The following is a 25,129-nucleotide window of genomic DNA, read 5'->3' as shown; positions in this document are numbered from 1 at the left end:
CGCGCGGCGGATCGCCCATCCACTCCGGAAGGCCCACCCATGGATCCGACGATCATCCTGCTCGTCCTGCTGCTCGCCGTGATGATCATCTTCATGTTCCGCAACAACAAGAAGCGCCAGCGCGACGCGGAGAGCATGAAGAACAACCTCCAGCCGGGGGTGGAGCTCATGACCGGCTCCGGCCTCTTCGGCACCGTCGTGTCGATCGACGACGAGGCGAACAAGATCGTCATCGAGTCGACCCCCGGCACGCTGCTGACCATCCACCGTCAGGCGATCGCCCGCCTCATCGACCCGAGCGAGAACGCCGTCGCCGTCGACACCGAGGACGAGGCCGACCCGCTGACCGCGACCGGCTCGCCCGAGTTCGGCGAGCGCGACTCCGCGCACCGCGACCCGCTGGTGGACCCGGTCGAGCGCGACCGCCGCCCCGACGCGCAGTAGTCTCCTGGGCGGGCCGGGCGCATCGGCGCCGGCCCGCCCTTCTCCACGCCCGGGCGACCCCGGGCCGATCACCGTCGACCGAAGAGAAAGCTGAGCCCTGGGTGGCCGCATCAACCCCCGTCCGGAAGGCCCGCCGCTCCCTGAGCTGGCTCGGTGTCCTGATCCTCGCTCTCGTCGGACTCAACACGGCGGCCGTCCTCTGGGGCGGCGGCTCCTGGACGCCGAAGCTCGCCCTCGACCTCGAGGGCGGCACGCAGATCGTCCTGCAGCCGCAGCTGAACGACGGCGACACCGTCTCGTCGGAGCAGCTGACGCAGGCCGTCTCGATCATCCGCCAGCGCATCGACGCGTCCGGCGTCTCCGAGGCCGAGATCACGACCCAGGGCTCGAGCAACATCGTCGTCTCGATCCCGGGCACGCCCGACGACGAGACGCTCCAGCGCATCGAGGCCTCGGCGAAGCTCGACTTCCGCCCGGTCCTCGTCGCGAGCCAGGCCACCAACAGCTCGGTCGGCGGCGACGCGACGTCCTCGCCCACGCCGACGCCCGTCGACCCGTCGCTCTCGACGGAGCCGACCGCCTCGCCGACGAACGCGAGCGACCTCGCCTACCTCACGCCGGCGCTCGAGGCCCAGTACACCTCGTTCGACTGCGCGTTCCTCAACGGCCAGGACCCGAACCTCGCCCCGGCCGACCAGCCGCTCATCACCTGCGACGACAGCGGGACGGTGAAGTACGTCCTCGGCCCGGTGGAGATCACCGGCGAGGACATCTCGGACGCCTCGAACGGCCTGATGACGACCTCCTCCGGCGCCAGCACCGGCACCTGGGCCGTCAACCTCTCGTTCGACGACCAGGGCACGCAGGCCTTCGGCGACGTGACCTCGCGCCTCGTGGCTCTGCAGGGTGCGCAGAACCAGTTCGCGATCGTCCTCGACGGCCGGGTCATCTCGGCCCCGTCGACGAACGCCGCCATCACCGACGGCAACGCGCAGATCTCGGGCTCCTTCACCCAGGAGTCGTCGAAGACGCTCGCCGACCAGCTCAAGTACGGCGCGCTGCCGATCGGCTTCCAGGTCCAGAGCTCGGACAGCATCTCGGCGACGCTCGGCTCCGCCCAGCTCGCCAGCGGCCTGCTCGCCGGCCTCATCGGCCTGATCCTCGTCATCGTCTACTCCATCGCGCAGTACCGCGTGCTCGGAGCCGTCACGATCGCCTCGCTGCTCGTCGCGGCGATCGTCACCTACCTCGTCGTCACGCTGCTGTCCTGGCGGGAGGGACTGCGCCTCTCGCTCGCAGGAGTCGCGGGTCTCATCGTCGCGATCGGCATCACGGCCGACTCGTTCATCGTGTACTTCGAGCGCATCCGCGACGAACTGCGCGACGGACGCGGCCTCGAGTCCGCCGTCGAGTCCGGCTGGCGGCGCGCGCTGCGCACGATCTTCGCGTCCGACATGGTGAACCTGCTCGCCGCGGTGGTCCTCTTCCTCCTCGCCGTCGGCAGTGTCCGCGGCTTCGCGCTCACCCTCGGGATCACGACGATCATCGACCTGATCGTGGTGGCGCTGTTCACCCACCCGATCCTGCAGCTGATGGCCACGAGACCGTTCTTCGCCGAGGGGCACAAGGCGTCGGGCCTGGATCCCCGGGCGCTCGGGGCCGTCTACCGCGGCCGTGCCGCCTTCCGTCCGCAGGACCAGGTGGTCGCCGGCAAGCGCGCCTCCGCGTCCCGTGAGGCGGCCAAGCGCCAGACCATCGCCGAGCGGAAGGCCGCCGAGGCGGCCGGCCTGCGCGACTCCAACGACTCGAACGGGAAGGACGCGTGATGGCCAGCTTCTCGCAGTTCGGAAACGACCTCTACACCGGTGCGCGATCGATCGACTTCGTCGGCCGGCGCCGCACGTGGTACCTCGTCTCACTCGCCCTGATCCTGATCACGCTGCTCGGGACGGTCGCCCGCGGCGGCTTCAACTTCGGCATCGAGTTCACCGGCGGCTCGCAGTTCACGGTGTCCTCGCCGTCGAGCCTCGAGCAGGCGACGGCGACGGACGCGGTCACCTCGGTCGCTCCGGAGACCGTGCCGCGCGTGTCCATCGTCGGCGACGACTCCATCCGCGTGCAGACCGGCCAGCTCTCGACCGACGAGTCGACCGCGGTGCGGAACGCCCTGTCGGAGGCCTACGACGTGCCCACCGACCAGGTCGCCTCCTCCTTCATCGGAGCGGCGTGGGGCAACGACGTGACCCAGCAGGCCCTGCGCGGCCTGGTGATCTTCGTGGTCCTCGCGGCCCTGGCCATGTGGGCGTACTTCCGCACCTGGAAGATGTCGCTCGCGGCGATCGTCGCGCTCCTGCACGACCTCGTGATCGTGGCGGGCGTCTACGGCATCACCGGCACCGAGGTGTCGCCGGCGGCGGTGATCGGACTGCTGACGATCCTCGGCTACTCGCTCTACGACACGGTCGTGGTCTTCGACAAGATCCGCGAGAACACCGTGGAGGCGCTCGGCAGCACGACCCGCACCTTCTCCGAGACGGTGAACCTGGCCGAGAACCAGACTCTCGTGCGCTCCATCAACACCTCGATCGTCGCCGCCCTCCCGGTGGCCGCGATCCTCGTGATCGGTGCGTTCGTCCTCGGCGCGGGCACGCTCCGCGACATCTCGCTCGCCCTGCTGATCGGCATCATCGTCGGCACGTACTCGACGATCTTCGTCGCGGCGCCGCTGTACGCCCAGCTGCGCAGCCGGGAGCCCGAGATCTCCAAGCACGACAAGCGCGTGGAGTCGGCCCGGGCGAAGGCGGCCGCGCCGGCCGCGCCGGCCGTGCAGGGCTGAGCCGTGGCCGACTACGCACAGGTCACGGCGGCCGACGCCGTCGGACTCGTCGAGCGCGACGAGGTCTGGCTGCTCGACGTCCGGGAGCCGCACGAGTGGGCGGCGGGGCATGCTCCGGCCGCCCACCACATCCCGATGGGGGAGATCGGCGCCCGGCAGGACGAGCTCCCGGCCGACACGGCGATCCTGGTGGTCTGCCACTCCGGAGTCCGCTCCGCGATGGTGACGCAGGCCCTCGAGGGCGCCGGATACGAGGTCGCCAACGTCGACGCCGGCATGACCGCCTGGGCCGCGGCGGGCGGCGACGTGGTCGACGGCGAGGGGCGCCCGGGACGCATCGGCTGACGCCGGCGCCGTCCGCCCCGGGCGGAACGGTCATCGGCGCCGTCCGCACGGGCGATAATGGGGCGATGGAGATCCTCGCGTGACGGAAACGACGACGACGTCCTCGACCGCTGCCCTGCGCAGACTGGTCCCGCGGATCTTCTCGCGCGCGCAGCCCTCCGGTGCTGTCGACACCCTCGTCCGCACCGTCCGGATGCACCATCCGAAGAGCGACATCGCGCTGATCGAGCGCGCGTACTCGGTCGCGGAGCGGGCGCACGCGAACCAGAAGCGCCGCAGCGGCGAGCCCTACATCACTCATCCGCTGGCCGTCGCGCAGATCCTCGCCGACCTCGGCATCGGCTCGAAGACGATCGCCGCCGCGCTGCTGCACGACACCGTCGAGGACACCGACTACCAGCTCGACGAGCTCCGCGCGGACTTCGGCGACGAGGTCGCGATGCTCGTCGACGGCGTCACCAAGCTCGACAAGGTCAAGTACGGCGACAGCGCGCAGGCCGAGACCGTCCGCAAGATGATCGTGGCGATGTCGAAGGACATCCGCGTCCTGATCATCAAGCTCGCCGACCGCCTTCACAACGCGCGGACCTGGGGCTTCGTCCCCGCCGAGTCCGCGGCCCGCAAGGCCACCGAGACTCTCGAGATCTACGCGCCGCTGGCGCACCGCCTCGGCATCCAGGCGATCAAGTGGGAGCTCGAGGACCTGTCCTTCGCGGTGCTCTACCCCAAGATCTACAACGAGATCGAGAGCCTGGTGAAGCGGCGGACGCCGCAGCGCGAGGAGTTCGTGCAGAACGTCATCGACCTGATCAGCGAGGACCTGCGGGCCGGGCGGATCCGCGGTCGTGTCGTCGGCCGGCCGAAGCAGTACTACTCGATCTACCAGAAGATGGTCGTCCGCGGTCGCGAGTTCGACGAGATCTACGACCTGGTCGGCATCCGCGTCCTCGTGAACTCGGTGCGCGACTGCTACGCCGTGCTCGGCTCGATCCACGCCCGCTGGACGCCGATGCCGGGCCGGTTCAAGGACTACATCGCCACTCCGAAGTTCAACCTCTACCAGTCGCTGCACACGACGGTCGTCGGGCCGAAGGGGCGTGCGGTCGAGATCCAGATCCGCACCAACGAGATGCACCAGCACGCGGAGTTCGGCATCGCGGCGCACTGGAAGTACAAGGAGCAGATGGCCACCGGCAAGGTGCCCACCTCCGGATCGAACGACACCGACCTCGCCTGGCTCGCGCACCTCTCGGACTGGCAGTCGGAGACCACAGACCCGAACGAGTTCCTCGACTCCCTCCGCTTCGAGATCGGTGCCAAGGAGGTCTACGTCTTCACCCCGAAGGGACGCGTGATCGGCCTGCCGACCGGTGCGACCCCGGTCGACTTCGCCTACGCGGTGCACACCGAGGTCGGGCACCGGACGATGGGCGCCAAGGTCAACGGGCGCCTCGTGCCGCTGGAGTCGGCTCTGACGACGGGCGACGTGGTCGAGGTCTTCACCTCGAAGAACCCCGACTCGGGACCGAGCCAGGACTGGCTCCACTTCGTGCAGAGCCCGCGGGCCCGCAACAAGATCCGGCAGTGGTTCACCAAGGAGCGGCGCGACGAGGCGATCGAGCAGGGCAAGGACTCCATCGCCCGGGCGATGCGGAAGCAGAACCTGCCGCTGCAGAAGCTGATGAGCCAGGACACCTTCACCGAGGTGGCCAGCCAGCTGCGCTACAACGACGTCGAGGCGCTCTACGCGGCCGTCGGCGAGGGCCACGTCTCGACCCAGTCGGTGCTCGAGAAGGTCGTCTCCTCCATCCAGGGCGATCCGGAGTCGGACGAGAACGAGGTCACCCTCCCTCGCTCGCCCCGGCCGCGGAGCCGGAGCAGCGAGTCGGGCGTCCTCGTGAAGGGCGCGCCGGACATCCTGGTGAAGCTCGCGAAGTGCTGCACCCCGGTTCCGGGCGACCAGATCGTCGGATTCGTGACGCGGGGGGCCGGCGTCTCCGTGCACCAGGCGAACTGCCACAACGTGCAGGAGCTGCTGAAGGAGCCGGAGCGGATCGTCGACGTCGAGTGGGCGCCGTCCTCCAAGAGCATCTTCCTCGTGCAGATCCAGGTCGAGGCGCTGGACCGCTCGGGCCTGCTGAGCGACGTGACGCGCGTGCTCTCGGAGCACCACGTCAACATCCTCTCGGCGACGGTCTCCACCTCGAGCGACCGGCTGGCGATCAGCCGGTTCGTCTTCGAGATGGGCGACACCACCCACCTGGACCGCGTGCTGAACGCCGTGCGCCGGATCGACGCCGTCTACGACGTCTACCGGGTGAACGCGGGCTGATCCCCGGGCGGCGCCTCGCCGAGCGCCGCCCGCAGCCGTCGTCCGACGATCCTCCGTCCGGCGACGGCGCTGCCCTCCTCCAGCCTCGCGAGGACGGCGTCGAGGCCGATCCGGGTGCTCCGAGAGAGCGCTCGGAGGATCGCGCCCGCGTCCTCCGTCCGGGCGAGGTCGATCAGGGTGCGGGCAGGCGACGTGACCGGTGCGCCGCCGAGGAGGACGACGTCGTCCTCGTCGAGCAGGACCTCGTGGCAGCGCAGGCGGGGCTTCGACGGCGCCTGCCGGCGCTTCCGCCGGTCGATCGAGGCGCTGTGCACAGGCGGCGGACGGTGCGTCGCTCCGTGCACCCACGCGGCGGAGAGACGATCGGCGACGGCGCCGCGGGGGAGCAGCGAGCGCAGGGAGGCGGCCCGCTCGGACGCCCCCAGGGGCAGGTCCGCGACGAGGAAGCCCTCGTCGAGCGCGACCAGCTCGCCGTCGAGGCGGGCGGCGCACAGCTCCGCGAGAGGAAGGTGCCCGGGGAGGAGCACGGAAGGGAGGCGCATCAGGCCATGCTGGCCGATGCGCCTCCCCTCCGGAGCGTCGCGAGCGGATCTGTGGAGGGATCCGCCGGAGCGGGTCTAGCCGATCGCGTCGAGCCAGACCTTGCGGGCGTCGAGCGCCTCCTGAGCCTGGGCGATCGCGTCGCGGTCGCCGCGCGCCTTCGCCTCGTCGAGCTCGTCCTGGAGCTTCTGGATCGCGGCGGTCAACTGCGAGGCGAGACCCTCGGAGCGGGCCTTGCGCTCCGGGTTGCTGCGGTTCCAGTGCTCCTCGTCGAGCTTGCGGACGTGCGCCTCGACCTTGCGGAGGCGGTCCTCGACGGTGCGCACCTGCTCCCGCGGCACGCGGCCGACGGCGTCCCAGCGCTCCTGGATCGAGAGCAGCACCCGCTTGGCCTTCTCGCGGTCCTGCTCCTGCAGGAGCGGCTCCGCCTCCTCGAGGAGGGCGAGCTTGAGGTCGAGGTTCTCGGTGTACTCGACGCTCTCCTGCGCGACGATCTCGGCCTTGGCTCCGTAGATCGCGTCGCCGGCGGCCTTGAAGCGCGCCCAGAGCGCGTCGTCGAACCGCTTGCCGGCACGGCCGGCGACCCGCCAGCGCTCGAGGAGCGCGCGGTAGTCCGGGATGGCGTCGGCGCCCTGGGGCACCAGCGCCTCGGCCTGGTCGATGAGCGCCTGCTTGGCCTGCTTGGCCTCGCGGTGCGCGGAGTCGAGGTCGGCGAAGAACGCCTTGCGGTTCTGCTCGATCGTGGTGCGCGCACCGCGGAACCGGCGCCACAGCTCGTTCGCGTCGTTCTTGGGCAGGCGCGGACCCTGCTGCTGGTGGTTCTGCCAGCGGGCGAAGAGGTCGTCGATCGCGGCGCTGGCCTGCTTCCACTGCGTCTTCGCCGGGTCGACAGCCGCCAGGGCCTCGGCCTCGGCGACGATGGCCTCGCGGTAGGCGAGGGCCTCGGACAGCGCGGCCTTCGACTCGGCCGCCTGCTGCTCGGTCAGATCCTCGACGGAGCCGCTCAGCGCGTCGACCCGGGTCTGCAGCGATTCGAGGTCGCCGACCGCGTTCGCCTGCGCGATGGCCGCGGACAGCGACTGCACCGTCCGGGCGACGTCTCCGGCGGGTGCGCCCCGCTTGGCGCGCTGCTCGAGCAGGGAGACCTGCCCGGCGAGCTCCGTGTACTTGCGCTCGTAGTAGGCGAGCGCCTCCTCGGGAGTCGCATCGGGGTACTGGCCGACCTCTCGCTCCCCGTCGCCGACGCGGACGTAGACCGTCCCGTCGTCGCCGACCCGTCCCCACGGCTGCTGGTCACTCATCGCTCGGAGCCTCACCTTGCTGTTCGATGTCGTGCTTCTCGGTGCCCGTCGCGTCGTCGGCCGGTGGGGCTCGACGGCCGGAGGGCCGAAGACCGCGCTCGGCCGCGAACGGGCAGTGACGACAAGCCTATTGCACTCCCCGCACGGGCGGACCGTGACGACGCCGCGGGCGCGACTACTGGACGGAGACGGAGGTGATGGTCACGGGCTCGGCGGGGGCGCCGTCACCCGATCCGTCGGCCGTGCCCTTCGACACGACGTCGCTGACGAGCGCGTCCAGTCCCGAGGTGACCTGCCCGAGCACGGTGTACCCGCCGGCCGCGTCGGCGGGCAGGGTCGTGTCCTGGTAGACGACGAAGAACTGGCTGCCCTGGCTGTAGCCGTTGCCGCCCTGGCGGGCCATCGCGATGGTCCCGGCCGGGTATACGCCGTCCTCGGGCGCGTTCTCGACGGGGCCGTAGCTGTAGCCCGGTCCGCCGGTGCCGTCGCCGTCCGGGTCGCCGCACTGGAGGACGTAGAGGCCCTCCGTGGTGAGGCGGTGGCAGGAGACGCCGTCGTAGAAGCCGGACTGCGTCAGCGAGATGAAGGAGGACACCGCCTGCGGGGCGGCGGCGCCGGCGAGCGTGATGCCCAGCGGGTCCTCGCCGATCGTGAGCGTGCCCGTCCAGTCGCGGCCCTCGGCGATGTCGGAGGAGGGGACGTCGCCGGTGTTCGACCCCGTCGCCTCGGGCGTCGGGGTCGCGGAGGAGGAGGAGGTCGGCTCGGCGACCGTGGTGCCGGGGCCGCCGGAGAAGTAGAGGATCTGGGCGACGACCGCGAGCCCGATCACGACGACGGCGGCGATCGCCGCGATCACGTTGTCGCGCACGCGCCGCTTCTGCCTCGAGCGGTGGAGGCTCTGACGGGCCTGGTAGGCCCGGAGCCGGGTGCGCGCCTCGCGGTCGTTCGACTTGCCCTGGGCCACGTGTTCCTCCGACGTCCTCGTCCGCGCGGCTTCGGCGCGGCGGCCCGCGCACGCAGGCCGCGTCGAGCCTACGAGAACCGCCGGAGGCGCGACAAACGCCGCTCCGTCGCGCCGGGCAGTCGGGCCGGGGCTCTGTCGGAGGCCGTCGTTACGCTGGGGGCATGACCATGCAGCAGGCCGGACTCCGCTCCGGGGCGACTCCGCTCGCCGTGCGGATGCGGCCGCGCAGCCTCGAGGAGGTCGCCGGCCAGCGCCACCTCCTGACGCCCGGCTCGCCCCTGGTCGCCCTCGCCGCCGACACGACGGGGGAGCGGGGAGCGGTGTCCGTGATCCTCTGGGGCCCTCCCGGCACGGGCAAGACCACGCTCGCGCAGGCGGTGGCCCACTCCAGCGGCCGCCGCTTCGTCGAGCTCTCCGCCGTCACGGCGGGCGTGAAGGACGTGCGGCAGGTGATGGAGGAGGCACTCTCCACCCGCGACCTCTACGGCACGTCCACCGTGCTCTTCCTCGACGAGATCCACCGCTTCACCAAGGCGCAGCAGGACGCACTGCTGCCCGGGGTCGAGAACGGGTGGGTCATCCTCATCGCGGCCACGACCGAGAACCCCTCGTTCTCGGTGATCGCGCCGCTGCTCTCGCGCTCGCTCCTGCTGACCCTCGAGCCGCTCAGCGACGACGACCTGGGCGTCCTGGTCGACCGCGCCCTGCACGACGAGCGGGGTCTGCGCGACTCGGTGACGCTGGAGGAGGAGGCCCGGGCGAGCATCGTGCGGCTCGCCTCCGGAGACGCCCGGCGGGCGCTGACCGCGCTCGAGGCCGCCGCCACCTCCGCCCGCTCGGAGGCCCGCGAGGCCGACCGGGTCGCCCGCGCCGCCGCCGCGGAGGACCCGGACGAGGAGGACGAGGACGACGAGGGCGCTCCCGTCGAGGCCGCCGCCGCGGAGCCCGCGCTCCCCGTGATCACGACCGAGGTCGTCGCGCGCGCCGTCGACCGCGCCCTGCTGCGCTACGACCGCAACGGCGACGAGCACTACGACGTCATCAGCGCCTTCATCAAGTCCATCCGGGGCTCGGACGTCGACGCGGCGCTGCACTACCTGGCCCGGATGATCGAGGCGGGGGAGGATCCGCGGTTCATCGCCCGCCGCATCATCGTCTCCGCGTCCGAGGACATCGGCATGGCCGACCCGCAGGCGCTCGTCGTCGCGATCGCCGCGGCCGACGCCGTGCAGTTCATCGGCATGCCGGAGGGGCGCATCCCGCTCGCCCAGGCGGTCGTGCACCTGGCGACCGCCCCGAAGTCGAACGCGTCCTACTCCGCCATCGACGCGGCCATCGCGGACGTGCGCGCTGGCCGCGCGGGCCGGGTGCCGGCGCACCTGCGCGACGCGCACTACCCCGGCGCCAAGAAGCTCGGCCACGGGAAGGGCTACCGGTACCCGCACGACGCCGACCTCGGCGTCCTCGAGCAGCAGTACCTCCCGGACCCGCTCCAGGGCGCGCGGTACTACCGGCCCACCGAGCACGGCAACGAGCGCGACGTCTCCGCACGACTGGCGAAGCTCCTGCGCATCATCCGCGGCGACCGGGGCTGACCGCGCCGACCGCGAACTCGCGCGACCCGCACGGGAGGCCGTGGCCTGATACTCTTGCGAGGTTGCCCACCGCTCTGTAGCCGAGCGGAGCAGCGCATCCCTCTGAATCGCGCAGCCCGCCACTGCGGTCACCCTTCCCCCGCACCCGCGGAGGACACGACCGCGGCGTCCGCCCTCCTCCCGGAGCCGGCGGTCGAGAGCTGCGACCGAACCTCTCAGACCTTGGAAGGACCACTGTGTCGACCACGTCCCGTACCCGCTCGAAGACGCGCCTCTCGCGCGCCCTCGGCATCCCCCTGACCCCGAAGGCCGCCCGCTACCTCGAGAAGCGTCCCTACGCTCCCGGCGAGCACGGCCGCTCGAAGCGCAAGGCCGACTCCGACTACGCGGTCCGCCTGCGTGAGAAGCAGCGTCTGCGCGCCCAGTACGGCATCCGCGAGAAGCAGCTCCGCATCGCCTTCCAGGAGGCGCGCCGCACCCAGGGCCTGACCGGTGAGAACCTGGTCGAGCTCCTCGAGATGCGCCTCGACGCCCTCGTCCTGCGCTCGGGCTTCGCCCGTACCACCGCGCAGGCCCGCCAGTTCGTCACCCACCGCCACATCATGGTGGACGGCAAGACGGTCGACCGCCCCTCCTTCCGCGTGAAGCCGGGCCAGGTCATCCACGTCAAGACCCGCTCCGAGGGCACCGAGCCCTTCCAGGTCGCCGCCGCCGGTGGACACGTCGACGTCCTCCCCAAGACCCCGGGCTACCTCGAGGTCGAGATCGACAAGCTGCAGGCGACGCTCCTGCGCCGCCCGAAGCGCGCCGAGGTCCCCGTGACCTGCGAAGTGCAGCTCGTCGTCGAGTACTACGCGGCCCGCTGAGTCCAGCCCCGCAGAGAAAGGCCCCGGTGTCCGCACCGGGGCCTTTCCCGTTCCCGGGGTCGCGATCCGGAGTGCCCGCCGCGCTCCGAGAGTCCCGCGCTGCGCCCGATCCGGCCGTCGCGCCCGAGCCGAGCGCCCGTCCCCGCGTCCGACCCTCTCGCGGCCCGTCGGTAGGCTGGAGTGCCGCGCTGGGCGGCATCGAACGGAGGTCACCGTGACCGGTGGAGACATCGCAGGGCTCATCGCCGCGGGGGTGTTCGCGATCCTGGTGGCGATCACCGCCGTCCCGCTCTGGAAGCTCGGACGCGTCTTCGACAGCACGAGCGAGGCCATCAAGCAGGCCAGCGACGGACTGACGCCGATCCTCGACGAGTCGGCCTCCACCCTCCGCGAGGCCAACCACCAGCTCGCGCGGGTGGACACGATCACCAAGGACGTCGCCGAGGTCACCGGCAACGTCAACGCGCTCGTCGCCCTCACGGCCGCGACCGTCGGCGGTCCGCTCATCAAGCTCGCCGGCTTCACCGCCGGAGTCCGCGCCGTGCTCGTCGCCGGACGGACGGCCGACAAGGCCGGAGCCGCGGTCGGCCGCTCCGCCGCGAAGCGCACGAAGCGCCCGCGCTCGAAGTAGCGCCGCGCCCGCGCCCTAGAATCGAACGGGTCGTCGCGCCGTCGCGCCCGCCCCGCCGCTGTGGAAGGACACCCCGTGAAGAACATCCTCCTGATCGTCATCGGGATCGGCCTCGGATTCGCGGTCGCCCACCAGGTCTCGCGCACCGAGGCGGGCGCCCGGCTCTTCGCCGACATCAACCGCACCGCGAAGGAGCTCGGCGAGGCCGTCTCCGAGGGCTACCACCAGCGCGAGGCCGAACTGAAGGCCGCCATCGGCGAGGGCTGACGCCCCGCCGCCCGACATCCGCGTCGTCACCGACCGAACCGTAACGGAACCCATGCAGACCGCAGACATCCGCAACCGCTGGCTCGACTTCTTCGGGAGCCGCGGCCACACCGTGGTCCCCTCCGCCTCCCTCGTGAGCGAGGACCCGAGCCTCCTCTTCACCGTCGCCGGCATGGTGCCGTTCGTGCCCTACCTCACCGGAGTGGTCCCCGCGCCCTACCCGCGTGCCACCAGCGTGCAGAAGTGCATCCGCACCAACGACATCGAGGAGGTCGGCAAGACGCCTCGTCACGGCACCTTCTTCCAGATGAACGGCAACTTCTCCTTCGGCGACTACTTCAAGGAGGGGGCGATCGGCTACGCCTGGGAGCTGCTCACCGGCGCCGAGAGCGACGGGGGACTGGGCTTCGACGAGAAGGACCTCTGGGTCACCGTCTACAAGGACGACGACGAGGCGATCGCGCTCTGGAAGACGATCGCGGGACTGCCGGACGAGCGCATCCAGCGCCTGGACAAGGACACCAACTACTGGTCGACCGGCCAGCCCGGCCCCGCGGGCCCCTGCTCCGAGATCTTCTTCGACCGTGGACCCGCCTACGGGATCGACGGGGGCCCGGCGACGGACGACGACCGCTACGTCGAGATCTGGAACCTCGTCTTCATGCAGTACCTCCGCGGCGAGGGCACGAGCAAGGTCGACTTCGACATCCTCGGCGAGCTGCCGCGCAAGAACATCGACACCGGCATGGGCCTCGAGCGCGTCGCCTTCCTCAAGCAGGGCGTCGAGAACATGTACGAGATCGACCAGGTCCGTCCGGTCCTCGATCGCGCCGCCGAGCTCTCGGGCCGCCGCTACGGAGCCGTCCACGAGGACGACGTCCGCATGCGCGTCATCGCCGACCACGTGCGCTCCTCGCTGATGCTGCTGTCGGACGGCGTGACGCCGTCCAACGAGGGGCGCGGCTACATCCTCCGCCGCCTGATGCGCCGCACGGTGCGCGCAATGCGCCTGCTCGGAGTGGACACCGCGACGTTCCCCGAGCTCTTCGCCGCCTCGCGCGACGCGATGGCGTCGGCCTACCCCGAGGTGTCCACGGAGTTCGAGCGCCTCTCGACCAGCGCCTACGGCGAGGAGGAGGCGTTCCTGCGCACCCTCGCGGCCGGCACCGAGATCCTCGACCTCGCGGTCCTGAAGACGAAGAAGGCCGAGTCGCCGACGCTGCCGGGCGACACCGCGTTCCTCCTGCACGACACCTTCGGGTTCCCGATCGACCTCACCCTCGAGATCGCCGAGGAGTCGGGTCTGACGGTCGACCGCGAGGCGTTCGACTCCCTCATGACCGCGCAGCGCACGCGTGCGAAGGCCGACGCGAAATCGAAGAAGTCGGCGCTGGCCGATCTCTCGGTCTACGCCGACTTCCGCGCCCACGGCGAGACGCTGTTCACCGGCTACGACGTGCTCGACACCGAGACGCGCATCCTCGGCCTCATCGTCGGCGGGCACTCCGTCACGAAGGCGGTCGCGGGCGACATCGCCGAGGTGATCCTCGAGGCGACCAGCCTCTATGCGGAGTCGGGCGGCCAGGAGGCCGACGCCGGCCGCATCGTCGGCTCCGGCTTCGATCTCGAGGTCCTCGACGTGCAGAAGCCCGTCAAGGGTCTCATCAGCCACAAGGTCCAGGTCGCCAGCGGCGAGGTCGGAGTGGGCGACGCCGCCACCTCCGTCGTCGACCGCGACTGGCGCCGGGGCGCCACGCAGGCGCACTCGGGCACCCATCTCATCCACGCCGCGCTGCGCCAGGTGCTCGGCCCGCAGGCGCACCAGTCCGGCTCCTACAACAAGGCGGGCTACCTGCGCCTGGACTTCTCGTGGAACCAGGCCCTCTCGCTCGAGACCCGCAGCGAGATCGAGGAGATCGCCAACACGGCGATCCGGGACAACCTCGAGGTGGTCACGCGCGAGCTCCCGATCGACGAGGCGAAGGCGCTCGGCGCGATGGCCCTCTTCGGCGAGAAGTACGGCGACGTCGTCCGCGTGGTCGACATCGGCGGGCCCTGGTCGCGCGAGCTCTGCGCGGGCACCCACGTCGGGCGCTCGTCGGAGGTCGGCGTGATCAGCCTGGTCAGCGAGTCCTCGGTCGGATCGACCAACCGCCGCGTCGAGTCGCTCGTGGGCCGCGAGGCCTTCCAGGAGCTCGCCGCCGAGCGCGCCCTCGTCAGCACGATCTCGTCCTCGCTGAAGACCCCGCGCGAGCAGCTGCCCGAGCGGATCGGCGAGCTCGTCGCGAGCCTCAAGGCCGCCGAGAAGCGGATCGCCGCGTTCGAGGCTAAGGCCCTCGCCGACCGGGTGCCCGCCCTCGCCGCGACCCGTCGCACGGTGGGCGGCACGACCGTCGTCGCCGAGAGCATCGGCACCGCGGGATCGACCGACGAGCTGCGCTCCCTCGTGACCTCCGTCCGTGAGCGGCTCGGCCAGGAGCCGGCCGTCGTCGCGCTGGCCGCCGACGTCTCGGGCAAGCCCGCGGTGATCGTCGCCACCAACCAGGCCGCCCGCGACCAGGGCCGCCGCGCGGGTGCGCTCGCCAGGCGCGCCGCCGGGATCCTCGGGGGCGGCGGAGGCGGCAAGGACGACCTCGCCCAGGGCGGCGGCTCCGACGTCTCCGCCATCGGCGCGGCGCTCGAGGCCGTGGTGCAGGAAGCGACCAGCTGAATGGGCCGGTTCGGCGTCCGGCTCGGCATCGATGTGGGCCGCGCCCGCATCGGGGTCGCCCGCTGCGACGCCGACGGCCTGCTCGCGGTGCCCGTCGAGACGGTCGCGCGGGCGGGCACTGACGGCGGATCCTCGGACGTCTCCCGGATCGCGCACCTCGCCGCCGAGTACGATGCCCAGGCGATCATCGTCGGACTGCCGTTGTCGCTGTCGGGGGCCGAGACGGCCTCGACGGAGGACGCGCGCGGATTCGCTCGACTGCTCGCCGAGGCGGTGCCCACCGCTCCGGTGCGGCTCGTCGACGAGCGGCTGTCGACGGTCACCGCTCAGAGCGCCCTGCACCGCTCCGGACGCACCACCCGCGGCTCCCGAGCCGTGATCGACCAGGTCGCCGCCGTGGTGATCCTGCAGCACGCCATCGATTCCGAGCGCTCGGCCGGCACTCCGGCCGGAGTCCTGCTCGAACCGAACGAAGGACCTCCCCGTGACCGACGTCCCCCCGAGCCGCCGCGACGCCCGCGCCGCCGAGCAGGCGCAGCCGACTCCGCCCGACCCGACTCCGGAGCAGCAGCCCGCGCCGACTGAGGCGCACGATCCGCTGGGCCGCCTCTTCACCGGGCCCGACGTGCCCGAGCCCCGCGGCCGCGACGACGCGGCCGCGTTCGACCCGGACGCGCGCCCGAAGCGGCGCCGCGCGGCTCCCGCGACGGGCGGCGCGAAGAAGCGCCGCAGCCGCCGCGGGCTCATCGGCGGGCTTCTGGCCTTCGGCGTCTTCGCCGCGCTCGTCGCCATCGCCGTGACGATCTTCCTCGAGCCCGTGCGCGGCCTGTTCGCCGAGCCCGAGCCGACCGACTTCACCGGCACCGGCTCGAGCGAGGTGCTGTTCACGATCCACCAGGGCGACGGCGGCAGCGACATCGCCAACAACCTCGTCTCGGACGGGGTCATCAAGTCGTACGACCCCTTCTACGACCTGCTCCTCGCCCAGAACCCGGAGCCCGTCTTCCAGCCCGGCGCGTACTCGCTCAAGGCCGAGATGAGCGCCAAGGCCGCACTGTCGGCGCTGCTCGACTCCGAGTCGACGCGCCTCGCGAACACCTTCGTCATCCCCGAGGGGACGGCGCTCAAGGAGGCGCTGCCTCTCATCGCGGACGGCACCGGGGTCGCGCTGACGGACCTCGAGGCGGCCGCCGCCGATTGGGGCTCGTTCGGGCTCCCGGCCGGGGCGACGAGCCTCGAGGGGTTCCTGTTCCCCGCGACGTACGACATCGACCCGTCGACGCCGGCGCACGACATCCTGAAGACGCTGGTCGACCGGATGTACCAGTCGCTCGACCAGGCCGGTGTGCCGGTGGACGACCGCTACCGCGTCGTGGTGTTCGCGTCCCTCGTGCAGCGCGAGGCCCGCGTCGCCGAGGACTTCCCGAAGGTCGCGCGCGTGTTCCAGAACCGCCTCGACCAGGGGTGGCGCCTGCAGTCGGACGCGACCGTGGCGTACGGCACCGGCGCGACCGACCGCGTCTCGACCACGGACGCCGAGCGGAACGACGCCGGCAACGTCTACAACACCTACCAGCGCGACGGCCTGCCGCCCGCGCCGATCTCGAACCCGGGCGACGTGGCGATCGACGCGGTCATGCACCCCGCGGACGGCACCTGGATGTACTTCGTCACGGTGAACCTCGAGACGGGCGAGACGGTCTACTCCACCACCGACGCCGAGCACAACGCGGCCGTCGACCAGTGGCAGGCCTGGATGCGGGACCACCCGGAGTACCAGTGACGGCCGCCGGGTACCGCCTCGCGGTCCTCGGCGCGCCGATCGCGCACTCGAAGTCGCCCGCGCTGCACGCGGCCGCCTACCGGGTGCTCGGACTCGACTGGAGCTACCGCGCCGTCGAGACGACGGAGGCGACCCTCTCCGACGTCGTGTCCGGTGAGCCCTGGCACGGCCTGTCGCTGACCATGCCGCTCAAGCACGCGGTGCGCCCGCTGCTGGCGGAGGAGGACGCGGTCGCCCGGGCCACCGGCGCGGTCAACACCGTGCTGGTCGACCGCTCCGGCCCGGCGCCCCGCCTCCGCGGGTTCAACACCGACGTCGCGGGCATCGTGCGCGCCCTCGCCGAGGCGGGCGTCGTCTCGGCGGAGCGCGTCCAGGTGCTCGGCGGGGGAGCGACCGCCGCCTCCGCCCTGGCCGCCGCCGCCGAGCTGGGCGCGGCGCGGGTCGACCTCGTCCTGCGGACGGCGTCGAGGGCCGTCGAGCTCGCTCCGCTCGCGGAGTCGCTCGGCGTCCTGATCTCGGTCCGCTCCTTCGCCGACTGGTCCACCGGAGCGCCGCTGGTGATCTCGACGCTCCCCGGCGGGGCGGCGGACGGCCTCGACGTGCCCGACGCGGCGGTCGCGGGCTCAACCCTGTTCGACGTGGCGTACTCCCCGTGGCCGAGCGCGCTCGCCCGGCGCTGGGAGCAGGGCGGCTCCCCGGTCGTCTCCGGGCTCGGGATGCTGCTCCACCAGGCACTCGTGCAGGTGCGGATCTTCGTCGGCGGCGACCCGGTCCTGCCTCTCGATCGCGAGGACGAGGTGCTCGCGGCGATGCGCCGAGCCGTCTCGGCGGGTCCGGCGCACTGACCTCGTGTGCCAGAATCGGAGGATGCTCCGTTGGCTCACGGCCGGGGAATCCCACGGTCCCGAACTCGTCGCCGTCCTCGAAGGACTGCCGGCGGGCGTCCCCGTCTCCCTCGACGACATCCGCGCCGATCTGGCGCGCCGGAAGCTCGGCTACGGCCGCGGAGCCCGGATGAACTTCGAGCAGGACGAGCTGACGATCTCCTCCGGCGTCCGGCACGGAGCGACGATGGGCAGCCCCATCGCCCTGCGCATCGGCAACACGGAGTGGCCGCGCTGGGTCGACGTCATGTCGGCGGAGCCCCGCGACCCCGAGAGCCTGCCCAAGGGCCGCGGCGCCGCGCTCACCCGGCCCCGCCCGGGCCACGCCGACCTCGTCGGGATGCAGAAGTACGGCTTCCCCGAGTCCCGCAACGTGCTCGAGCGCGCCTCCGCCCGCGAGACCGCGGCCCGCGTCGCCCTCGGCGCCGTCGCCCGCCGCTTCCTCGGCGAGCTCGGCGTCTCGCTCGTCAGCCACACCCTCGCCATCGGGCCGGTCCGCGTGCCCGAGGGCTCGCCGCTGCCCGGCCCGGCCGACGTCGCCGCCCTGGACGCGGATCCGCTGCGCTGCCACGACGCCGCGACCAGCGCCCTCATGGTCGCCGAGGTGGACCGCGCCCACGACGACGGCGACACCCTCGGCGGCGTGGTCGAGGTCCTCGCGTACGATCTTCCGCCCGGACTCGGGTCCTACGTGCACTGGGACCGTCGTCTCGACTCCCAGCTCGCGGCGGCCCTGATGGGGATCCAGGCGATCAAGGGCGTCGAGGTCGGCGACGGCTTCCTCACCACCACCCGCCGCGGCTCGGAGGCGCACGACGAGCTCTTCCAGTCCGCCGCCGGCATCTCCCGGTCCAGCGACCGGGCCGGCGGCACCGAGGGCGGGATGAGCACGGGGACCGTGCTGCGGGTCCGCGCCGGCATGAAGCCGATCGCGACCGTGCCGCACGCGCTGCGCACCGTCGACGTCGCCACCGGCGAGGCGGCCGGCGCTCACCACCAGCGCTCCGACGTCTGCGCGGTGCCGGCGTCCGGTGTCGTCGCGGAGGCGATGGTCGCCCTGGTGCTCGCGAACGCCGTGCTCGAGAAGTTCGGCGGCGACAGCGTCACCGAGACCCGCCGCAACCTGCAGGGCTACCTCGCCTCCATCCCCGACGAGCTCCGCACGGCCGCCGCGAGCGACCCGGGTCTCGGGCTCGCCTGATGGCCGCGTCCTCGGCGGCCCGCTGATGGCGGGTCACGATACCGGCGCGGCCCGCGCCCGCCTCGTCCTGATCGGCCCGATGGGCGCCGGCAAGACGACGATCGGCAAGCGGGTCGCGAAGGCGCTGAGCGCCGGGTTCGTCGACTCCGACGCGGAGTTCGTGCGCACCCACGGCCCGATCGCCCCCTACTTCGACGCCCACGGCGAGCCGGCCTTCCGCCGGGAGGAGCGCCGTGTCGTCGAGCGCGCCGTCCGTCGCGACGTGGTGCTGAGCCTCGGCGGGGGAGCGGTGCTCGATCCCGCGACGCGCGCCGACCTCGCGGACGTGCCCGTCGTGCTCCTCACCACCACGGCCGAGGCCGTCCGCGACCGGCTCGGCTCCGGCTCCCGCCCGCTGGTGCGCGGCGGGGTCGGCGACTGGGTCCGCATCTTCGACGAGCGGCGCCCGGTCTACGAGTCCCTCGCGGACACCGTGGTCGACACCTCCCGGCGGCCGATCACCCTGATCGCCGCCGAGATCGCGGAGTGGGTGCGCGCGCAGCGCCCCTCCGCCACCCCTGCACCATCGGACCCGGCGGCCACGAGCCGCCCGAGCGGAAGACAGTCATGAACGACGGCACCACCGCCATCCCCGTCGCCGGAGAGAACGGCTACGACATCCACGTCGGGCGCGGACTCCTCGACGGCCTCGCCGACGCGATCGGCCCCCGGGCCGCGAAGGTGCTCATCGTGCACCCGCCGACCCTCGCGGTCCTCGCCGCCGAGATCCGCGAGAGCCTGCTCGAGCGCTACGAGGTGCTGCTCGCCGAGGTCCCGGACGCCGAGGCCGCGAAGCGCGTGGAGGTGGCGGCCTTCTGCTGGCAGGTGATGGGGCAGTCGGACTTCACCCGCACGGATGTGGTCGTCGGCTTCGGCGGCGGCGCGATCACCGACCTGGCCGGCTTCGTCGCCGCCACCTGGCTCCGCGGGGTCGACCTGGTGCAGGTGCCGACCACCGTGCTCGGGATGGTCGACGCGGCCGTCGGGGGGAAGACCGGCATCAACACGGCCGAGGGCAAGAACCTCGTCGGCGCCTTCCACGCGCCGCGGGCGGTCGTCGCCGACCTCGACGTGCTGACCAGCCTCCCGCGCAACGAGATCCTGGCCGGCTTCGGCGAGATCGTGAAGTACGGGATGATCGCCGAGCCGCGCATCCTCGACATCATCGAGTCCGACATTGACCTGGCCACGGACCCGACGTCGGAGGAGTTCCGCAGCCTGGTCGAACTGTCGATCGGGATCAAGGCGCGGGTCGTCGGCGAGGACTTCACCGAGAAGGGCCTGCGCGAGATCCTGAACTACGGGCACACCCTCGGGCACGCGGTCGAGCACGCCGAGCGCTACCAGTGGCGCCACGGCGCGGCCGTCTCCGTCGGGATGATGTTCGCGGCCGAGCTCTCGCGCCTGACCGGATCGCTCAGCGACGCGGTCGTGGACCGCCAGCGCCGGGTCCTCGAGTCGCTGACCCTGCCGACGAGCTACCCGCTCGGACGGTGGGAGACGCTCCTCGCCGCGATGCAGCGCGACAAGAAGACCCGCGCGGGGATGCTCCGCTTCGTGGTCCTCGACGACATCGCCCGCCCGAGCATCCTGCAGGGGCCGGAGACGTCGCTGCTGTTCGCGGCGTACCAGGAGATCGGATCGTAGGTCCGACTCGGCTGAGCCCGGGCGGCGCCGTTGGGGCGATTCGCACGCGGCGTCCAGACTCCTCTGCCGACGGGGCCGCGTCGACTACACTCGACGGGTCAGCCGGACCGGCCGATATCGCCGCGCCCGCGTACCGGGCTCGCCGGCGCAGACTTCCACCGAAACGGATCCCCCTTCGCATGGCCTCTACCACCGACATCAAGAACGGCACCGTCCTCAGCATCGACGGCCAGCTCTGGAACGTCATCGACTTCCAGCACGTCAAGCCGGGCAAGGGCGGCGCCTTCGTCCGCACCAAGATGAAGAACGTCCTCACGGGCAAGGTCGTCGACAAGACCTTCAACGCGGGCGCCAAGATCGACACGGCCAACGTCGACCGCCGCGACTTCCAGTACCTCTACCGCGACGGCGCGGACTTCGTGTTCATGGACACCAGCGACTACGACCAGATCACCGTCCCCGAGGCGGTCGTCGGCGACGCGGCGAACTTCATGCTCGAGAACCAGAACGTGACCCTCGCCCTGCACGACGGCGACCCGCTCTACATCGACCTCCCCGCCTCGGTCGTCCTCGAGATCACGTACACGGAGCCGGGCCTCCAGGGCGACCGCTCAACCGGCGGCACCAAGCCCGCGACGGTCGAGACCGGCTACCAGATCCAGGTCCCGCTCTTCCTCGAGCAGGGCACGAAGGTCAAGGTCGACACCCGCACGGGCGACTACCTCGGCCGCGTCAGCTGAGCCGGGCCTCCCGTGAGTGCTCGCACGAAGGCGCGCAAGCGCGCCCTCGACATCCTCTACAACGCCGACGTCCGGCAGATCAGCTTCGCCCAGTCGCTGCGCGCCGAGGCCGAGCGAGCGGCGAACGAGCCGGCCCGTGAGGCCTCGTGGCTCTACGCCCGCGAGATCGTCGACGGGGTCATCGACCACGCTGACGAGATCGACGAGCTGATCGCCCGGCTCGCCCAGGGCTGGACACTCTCGCGCATGCCGCTGGTCGACCGCGCGATCCTCCGGATCGGGGTGTGGGAGATCCTGCACAACGACGCGGTGCCCGACGGCGTCGCCATCTCGGAGGCCGTCGAGGCCGCCACGTCGCTGTCGACCGACGACTCGGCGGGCTTCATCAACGGGCTCCTCGCCTCCGTCGCGGAGTCCCGCACGACGGCCTGACCCGCCCCGGAGACCTGCTCGGCCCGCCGGATCCCCGTGATCGGGCGGGCCGAGGTCGTTCCCGGGCTGCCCGTCCGGCGGGCCGCGCGACGGCCCCTATACTCGACACGGCTTTTCCTTTAACAGCCGTCCTGTGAGGCGGGGAAGGAGGTCGGTGTGGCGGCACGAATCGTGCTCAACGGCGCTGACATCACGCGAGCGCTCACGCGCATCGCCCACGAGATCCTCGAGTCAAACCGCGGCCCCGAGTCGCTGGTCGTCCTCGGCATCCCGACGCGCGGCGTCGCCCTCGCGAGGCGCATCGCCGAGACGATCGCGCGGATCGAGCCGGACGGTCCCCCCGTCTTCGCCGGCTCCCTCGACGTGACCATGTACCGCGACGACCTCTCCCGGCACCCGGTCCGCACCCCCGCGCGCACCGCCGTCCCCGCGAGCATCGACGGCCGGACCGTGGTCCTCGTCGACGACGTCCTCTTCTCGGGCCGCACCATCCGCGCCGCCCTGGACGCCCTCAGCGACATCGGCCGTCCGCGAGCCGTGCGGCTGGCCGCGCTGGTCGACCGCGGGCACCGCGAGCTCCCGATCCGGGCGGACTTCGTCGGCAAGAACCTGCCGAGCAGCCTGAGCGAGCGGATCAACGTCCGGCTCGTCGAGACGGACGGTGAGGACCTGGTCGCGATCGAGTCGCAGGCCACCGGCGAGGAGACGGCTCCGTGAAGCACCTGCTCTCGACCCGGGACCTCGACCGCGCGAGCGCGATCGCACTCCTCGACATCGCCGAGGACATGGCGGACGTGCAGAACCGCGAGGTCAAGAAGCTGCCGACCCTGCGCGGGAAGACCGTGGTCAATCTCTTCTTCGAGGACTCCACCCGCACGCGGATCTCGTTCGAGGCGGCGGCGAAGCGGCTCTCGGCCGACGTCATCAACTTCAGCGCGAAGGGCTCCAGCGTCTCCAAGGGCGAGAGCCTGAAGGACACCGCGCAGACGCTCGCCGCGATGGGCGCCGACGGAGTGGTCATCCGCCACAGCGCCTCCGGAGCCCCTGCGGTTCTGGCGGCGAGCGGCTGGATCGACGCCTCGATCCTCAACGCCGGCGACGGGACCCACGAGCACCCGACCCAGGCGCTCCTGGACGCGTTCACCATCCGACGGCGCCTGCACGGCGCCTCCGCGTCCCGCGGCAAGAGCCTCGACGGCGTCGCGGTCACGATCGTGGGCGACGTCCTGCACTCGCGGGTGGCGCGCTCGAACGTCTGGCTGCTGACGGCGCTGGGCGCCGAGGTGACCCTGGTCGCACCGCCGACCCTCGTGCCGGTCGACACGCGCGACTGGCCCGCGACCATCCGCTTCGATCTGGACGAGGCGATCGACACCGGGCTCCCCGACGTCGTGATGCTCCTGCGCATCCAGCTCGAGCGGATGTCGAGCGGGTTCTTCCCCAACGGCCGGGAGTACGCGCGGATCTGGGGCCTCGACGACGAGCGGCTCGCCCGGCTGGGTCCCGATACCATCGTCATGCACCCCGGACCCATGAACAGGGGCGTCGAGATCTCCTCGGCGGCCGCCGATTCGAGCCGCTCCACGGTGCTCGAACAGGTCACGAACGGAGTGTCCGTCCGGATGGCCGCGCTCTACCTGCTGCTGTCCGGCGAACGGGAGGTCCACTGATGAGCACTGCCCAGCCGCTTCAGAGCACGGCGCCGGAGCGGATCCTGATCTCGGGAGCGACGCTCGCCGACGAGTCGACCGCCGACCTGCTGATCGACGGGGGCGTGATCGTCGAGATCGGCGCCGACCTCGACTCGCGCGGGGCCCGCGTGATCGACGCCGACGGCCTGCTGGCGCTGCCCGGCCTGGTCGACCTGCACACCCACCTGCGCGAGCCGGGGTTCGAGCAGAGCGAGACGATCCTCACCGGCACGCGAGCTGCGGCCGCCGGAGGCTTCACCGCCGTCTTCGCGATGGCGAACACCTCGCCGGTGCAGGACACCGCGGGCGTGGTCGAGCAGGTGCAGAGCCTGGGCGAGGACGCCGGCTACGCGACGGTCCGCCCGATCGGCGCGGTGACCGTGGGTCTGGCGGGGGAGTCGCTCGCCGAGCTCGGCGCGATGGCCCGCAGCCGCGCGGCCGTGCGGGTCTTCTCGGACGACGGGAAGTGCGTCTCGGACGCGCTGCTGATGCGCCGCGCTCTCGAGTACGTCAAGGCGTTCGACGGAGTCGTCGCCCAGCACGCGCAGGAGCCGCGGCTCACCGTGGGCGCGCAGATGAACGAGGGCGCCGTCTCCAGCGCCCTCGGCCTGCAGGGCTGGCCCGCCGTGGCCGAGGAGGCGATCATCGCCCGCGACGTGCTCCTCGCCGAGCACGTGGGCTCCCGCCTGCACGTCTGCCACGTCTCGACCGCGGGCTCGGTCGACGTCATCCGCTGGGCGAAGGCCCGGGGGATCGACGTGACCGCCGAGGTCACCCCCCACCACCTGCTCCTCACCGAGCAGGCCGTCGCCGGCCAGGACGGGCCGAGCTACGACGCCCGCTTCAAGGTGAACCCGCCGCTGCGCCGCGACGAGGACGTGCTCGCCCTCCGCGAGGCCCTCGCCGACGGCACCATCGACATCGTCGCCACCGACCACGCGCCGCACCCGGTCGAGGCGAAGGACTGCGAGTGGGACGCCGCGGCGTTCGGCATGGTCGGCCTCGAGAGCGCGCTGAGCGTGGTGCACGCCGCCGTCGTCGAGGACGGGCGGATGAGCTGGTCCGACGTCGCGCGCGTGCTCTCCTCCGCCCCCGCCCGCATCGGCCGGCTCGACGGCTACGACCGCGGCCTCGCCGTCGGGGCCGCCGCGAACGTCGTGCTCTACGACCCGGAGGCGCGACGCCGCTTCTCCGTCGAGGACCTGCGCGGCCGCAGCGGCAACTCCCCGTACCTCGGTCGCGAGCTGCCGGGCCGCGTCGTCGCCACCCTCCACCGGGGCTTCCCGACCGTGCTGGACGGCGAGCTCGTCGACGCGGCGGTCGTCGCCGCCTCCGCGAAGGCCTCCCGTGGATAGGGCCGCGATCACGATCGTCATCGCCGCGGTCGTCGTCCTCGTCTTCGTCGGCATGCTGCTCTCCTGGCGCGCGCGGCGCCGCCGCTCGGCCGCCCTCGCGCCGGAGCCCGTGCCCGCGTCCTCGCTGGGCGCCGAGGTCGAGCGCGTCGACCTCCCGTACGTGGCCACGACCCGCTTCGAGCAGCCGCTCGAGCGCGTCGTGCTGCCGGGGCTCGGCTTCCGCGGCAACGCTGTGCTGCGCCTCCACGAGCGCGGCGTCGTGATCGCCCCCGTCGGCGAGCGCGAGACGGTGATCCCGGCCTCCCTCCTGCGCGGAGCGGGCCAGGGCAGCTACGTGATCGACCGCGTCGTCGAGGAGGGCGGCCTGCTCGTGATCTCCTGGTCGCCCCGCGGCGACGAGACCGTCGACAGCTACCTCCGCGTGGCCGAGCCCGCCCTCCGGGCGCACCTGGTCGCCGAGCTGCAGCGCCTCGCCGGCCCCCGTTCCTCCCCCCCCCACCCCGGCCCCGCCCACGGCGGCCCCGAC

24 protein-coding genes and 1 pseudogene are annotated in these 25,129 nt (G+C 72.1%); 22 read left to right on the top strand and 3 right to left on the bottom strand.

Features of this window, described 5'->3' with window-relative positions:
* Window positions 1-39 precede the first annotated feature (39 nt).
* From yajC to C5D09_RS13295, 5 genes are all read left to right on the top strand, one after another.
* The gene (yajC, locus tag C5D09_RS13315; RefSeq protein WP_104224768.1) at window positions 40-444 is read left to right on the top strand and encodes a preprotein translocase subunit YajC; all 405 of its coding nucleotides are present in this window, start codon (window positions 40-42) and stop codon (window positions 442-444) included.
* A 101-nt stretch (window positions 445-545) separates the two neighbouring features.
* Complete coding sequence (gene secD, locus C5D09_RS13310; RefSeq protein ID WP_104261519.1) at window positions 546-2,270, top strand: protein translocase subunit SecD; 1,725 nt, start codon at window positions 546-548, stop codon at window positions 2,268-2,270.
* On the top strand, window positions 2,270-3,280 hold the full coding sequence (secF, locus tag C5D09_RS13305; RefSeq protein ID WP_104269500.1) for a protein translocase subunit SecF: 1,011 nt from the start codon (window positions 2,270-2,272) through the stop codon (window positions 3,278-3,280). Before secD ends, secF begins: the two co-directional genes overlap by 1 nt.
* A 3-nt stretch (window positions 3,281-3,283) precedes the next feature.
* A complete protein-coding gene (locus tag C5D09_RS13300; protein ID WP_104233315.1) occupies window positions 3,284-3,625 on the top strand; it encodes a rhodanese-like domain-containing protein in 342 nt (113 codons plus the stop codon).
* 79 nt (window positions 3,626-3,704) lie between these two features.
* Window positions 3,705-5,957, top strand: a complete 2,253-nt coding sequence (locus C5D09_RS13295; RefSeq protein WP_104225334.1) for a bifunctional (p)ppGpp synthetase/guanosine-3',5'-bis(diphosphate) 3'-pyrophosphohydrolase — start codon at window positions 3,705-3,707, stop codon at window positions 5,955-5,957.
* On the opposite strand, the gene C5D09_RS13290 is transcribed toward C5D09_RS13295, so the two are convergent.
* The 3 genes from C5D09_RS13290 to C5D09_RS13280 form a co-directional block, all read right to left on the bottom strand.
* Window positions 5,936-6,499, bottom strand: a complete 564-nt coding sequence (locus C5D09_RS13290; protein ID WP_104269499.1) for a type IV toxin-antitoxin system AbiEi family antitoxin — start codon at window positions 6,497-6,499, stop codon at window positions 5,936-5,938. The genes C5D09_RS13295 and C5D09_RS13290 overlap by 22 nt on opposite strands.
* 75 nt (window positions 6,500-6,574) lie before the next feature.
* Window positions 6,575-7,798, bottom strand: a complete 1,224-nt coding sequence (locus C5D09_RS13285; protein WP_104224762.1) for a DUF349 domain-containing protein — start codon at window positions 7,796-7,798, stop codon at window positions 6,575-6,577.
* Between the two features lie 175 nt (window positions 7,799-7,973).
* A complete protein-coding gene (locus tag C5D09_RS13280) occupies window positions 7,974-8,762 on the bottom strand; it encodes a peptidylprolyl isomerase (RefSeq protein WP_104269498.1) in 789 nt (262 codons plus the stop codon).
* A gap of 161 nt (window positions 8,763-8,923) precedes the next feature.
* On the opposite strand from C5D09_RS13280, the gene C5D09_RS13275 reads away from it, so the two are divergent.
* From C5D09_RS13275 to C5D09_RS13195, 17 genes and pseudogenes are all read left to right on the top strand, one after another.
* Window positions 8,924-10,357, top strand: a complete 1,434-nt coding sequence (locus C5D09_RS13275; protein ID WP_104239056.1) for a replication-associated recombination protein A — start codon at window positions 8,924-8,926, stop codon at window positions 10,355-10,357.
* Between the two features lie 236 nt (window positions 10,358-10,593).
* Window positions 10,594-11,223 carry a 30S ribosomal protein S4 gene (gene rpsD, locus C5D09_RS13270; RefSeq protein WP_068210518.1) on the top strand — a complete coding sequence of 210 codons (630 nt, stop codon included), beginning with the start codon at window positions 10,594-10,596 and terminating at the stop codon, window positions 11,221-11,223.
* Between the two features lie 214 nt (window positions 11,224-11,437).
* Window positions 11,438-11,854, top strand: a complete 417-nt coding sequence (locus C5D09_RS13265; protein WP_104224759.1) for a DUF948 domain-containing protein — start codon at window positions 11,438-11,440, stop codon at window positions 11,852-11,854.
* 75 nt (window positions 11,855-11,929) lie between these two features.
* Window positions 11,930-12,121, top strand: coding sequence for a hypothetical protein (locus C5D09_RS13260; RefSeq protein WP_104225329.1), 192 nt, complete (start codon window positions 11,930-11,932; stop codon window positions 12,119-12,121).
* A 52-nt stretch (window positions 12,122-12,173) separates the two neighbouring features.
* Entirely contained in the window at window positions 12,174-14,831 is a 2,658-nt protein-coding gene (gene alaS, locus C5D09_RS13255; RefSeq protein WP_104269497.1) for an alanine--tRNA ligase, read from the top strand.
* A pseudogene (gene ruvX / locus C5D09_RS13250) lies at window positions 14,832-15,305 on the top strand (Holliday junction resolvase RuvX); the annotation flags it as partial. It abuts the gene before it with no gap.
* 10 nt (window positions 15,306-15,315) lie between these two features.
* Window positions 15,316-16,614, top strand: coding sequence for an endolytic transglycosylase MltG (gene mltG / locus C5D09_RS13245; RefSeq protein WP_181135049.1), 1,299 nt, complete (start codon window positions 15,316-15,318; stop codon window positions 16,612-16,614).
* Entirely contained in the window at window positions 16,611-17,459 is an 849-nt protein-coding gene (locus C5D09_RS13240; protein ID WP_258063923.1) for a shikimate dehydrogenase, read from the top strand. The genes mltG and C5D09_RS13240 overlap by 4 nt, the downstream gene beginning before the upstream one ends.
* A 22-nt stretch (window positions 17,460-17,481) precedes the next feature.
* The gene (gene aroC / locus C5D09_RS13235; protein WP_104269495.1) at window positions 17,482-18,699 is read left to right on the top strand and encodes a chorismate synthase; all 1,218 of its coding nucleotides are present in this window, start codon (window positions 17,482-17,484) and stop codon (window positions 18,697-18,699) included.
* Between the two features lie 25 nt (window positions 18,700-18,724).
* Window positions 18,725-19,309, top strand: coding sequence for a shikimate kinase (locus tag C5D09_RS13230; protein ID WP_104225325.1), 585 nt, complete (start codon window positions 18,725-18,727; stop codon window positions 19,307-19,309).
* The gene (gene aroB, locus C5D09_RS13225; protein ID WP_104224752.1) at window positions 19,306-20,385 is read left to right on the top strand and encodes a 3-dehydroquinate synthase; all 1,080 of its coding nucleotides are present in this window, start codon (window positions 19,306-19,308) and stop codon (window positions 20,383-20,385) included. The genes C5D09_RS13230 and aroB overlap by 4 nt, the downstream gene beginning before the upstream one ends.
* A gap of 179 nt (window positions 20,386-20,564) precedes the next feature.
* Complete coding sequence (gene efp / locus C5D09_RS13220) at window positions 20,565-21,125, top strand: elongation factor P (RefSeq protein ID WP_068210208.1); 561 nt, start codon at window positions 20,565-20,567, stop codon at window positions 21,123-21,125.
* Window positions 21,126-21,137: 12 nt separating this feature from the next.
* A complete protein-coding gene (nusB, locus tag C5D09_RS13215) occupies window positions 21,138-21,557 on the top strand; it encodes a transcription antitermination factor NusB (protein WP_104224751.1) in 420 nt (139 codons plus the stop codon).
* Window positions 21,558-21,713: 156 nt separating this feature from the next.
* Complete coding sequence (pyrR, locus tag C5D09_RS13210; protein ID WP_104269494.1) at window positions 21,714-22,274, top strand: bifunctional pyr operon transcriptional regulator/uracil phosphoribosyltransferase PyrR; 561 nt, start codon at window positions 21,714-21,716, stop codon at window positions 22,272-22,274.
* Complete coding sequence (locus C5D09_RS13205) at window positions 22,271-23,227, top strand: aspartate carbamoyltransferase catalytic subunit (RefSeq protein WP_104224749.1); 957 nt, start codon at window positions 22,271-22,273, stop codon at window positions 23,225-23,227. Before pyrR ends, C5D09_RS13205 begins: the two co-directional genes overlap by 4 nt.
* Window positions 23,227-24,603, top strand: coding sequence for a dihydroorotase (locus tag C5D09_RS13200; RefSeq protein WP_104224748.1), 1,377 nt, complete (start codon window positions 23,227-23,229; stop codon window positions 24,601-24,603). The genes C5D09_RS13205 and C5D09_RS13200 overlap by 1 nt, the downstream gene beginning before the upstream one ends.
* A partial coding sequence (locus C5D09_RS13195; RefSeq protein WP_104269493.1) for a hypothetical protein occupies window positions 24,596-25,129 on the top strand: 534 nt, incomplete at its 3' end. The genes C5D09_RS13200 and C5D09_RS13195, both read left to right, overlap by 8 nt.

This window comes from Rathayibacter sp. AY1C9 (genome assembly GCF_002932315.1).
Taxonomy (GTDB): Bacteria; Actinomycetota; Actinomycetes; order Actinomycetales; family Microbacteriaceae; genus Rathayibacter.
This window is presented reverse-complemented; position numbering and strand designations above follow the sequence as displayed.

Coding starts and splice junctions, on each gene's coding strand:
- yajC (WP_104224768.1), top strand. CDS start 40: ATGGATCCGACGATCATCCTGCTCGTCCTGCTGCTCGCCGTGATGATC.
- secF (WP_104269500.1), top strand. CDS start 2,270: ATGGCCAGCTTCTCGCAGTTCGGAAACGACCTCTACACCGGTGCGCGA.
- C5D09_RS13290 (WP_104269499.1), bottom strand. CDS start 6,499: ATGCGCCTCCCTTCCGTGCTCCTCCCCGGGCACCTTCCTCTCGCGGAG.
- C5D09_RS13285 (WP_104224762.1), bottom strand. CDS start 7,798: ATGAGTGACCAGCAGCCGTGGGGACGGGTCGGCGACGACGGGACGGTC.
- C5D09_RS13275 (WP_104239056.1), top strand. CDS start 8,924: ATGACCATGCAGCAGGCCGGACTCCGCTCCGGGGCGACTCCGCTCGCC.
- alaS (WP_104269497.1), top strand. CDS start 12,174: ATGCAGACCGCAGACATCCGCAACCGCTGGCTCGACTTCTTCGGGAGC.
- aroC (WP_104269495.1), top strand. CDS start 17,482: ATGCTCCGTTGGCTCACGGCCGGGGAATCCCACGGTCCCGAACTCGTC.
- C5D09_RS13230 (WP_104225325.1), top strand. CDS start 18,725: ATGGCGGGTCACGATACCGGCGCGGCCCGCGCCCGCCTCGTCCTGATC.
- aroB (WP_104224752.1), top strand. CDS start 19,306: ATGAACGACGGCACCACCGCCATCCCCGTCGCCGGAGAGAACGGCTAC.
- efp (WP_068210208.1), top strand. CDS start 20,565: ATGGCCTCTACCACCGACATCAAGAACGGCACCGTCCTCAGCATCGAC.
- C5D09_RS13200 (WP_104224748.1), top strand. CDS start 23,227: ATGAGCACTGCCCAGCCGCTTCAGAGCACGGCGCCGGAGCGGATCCTG.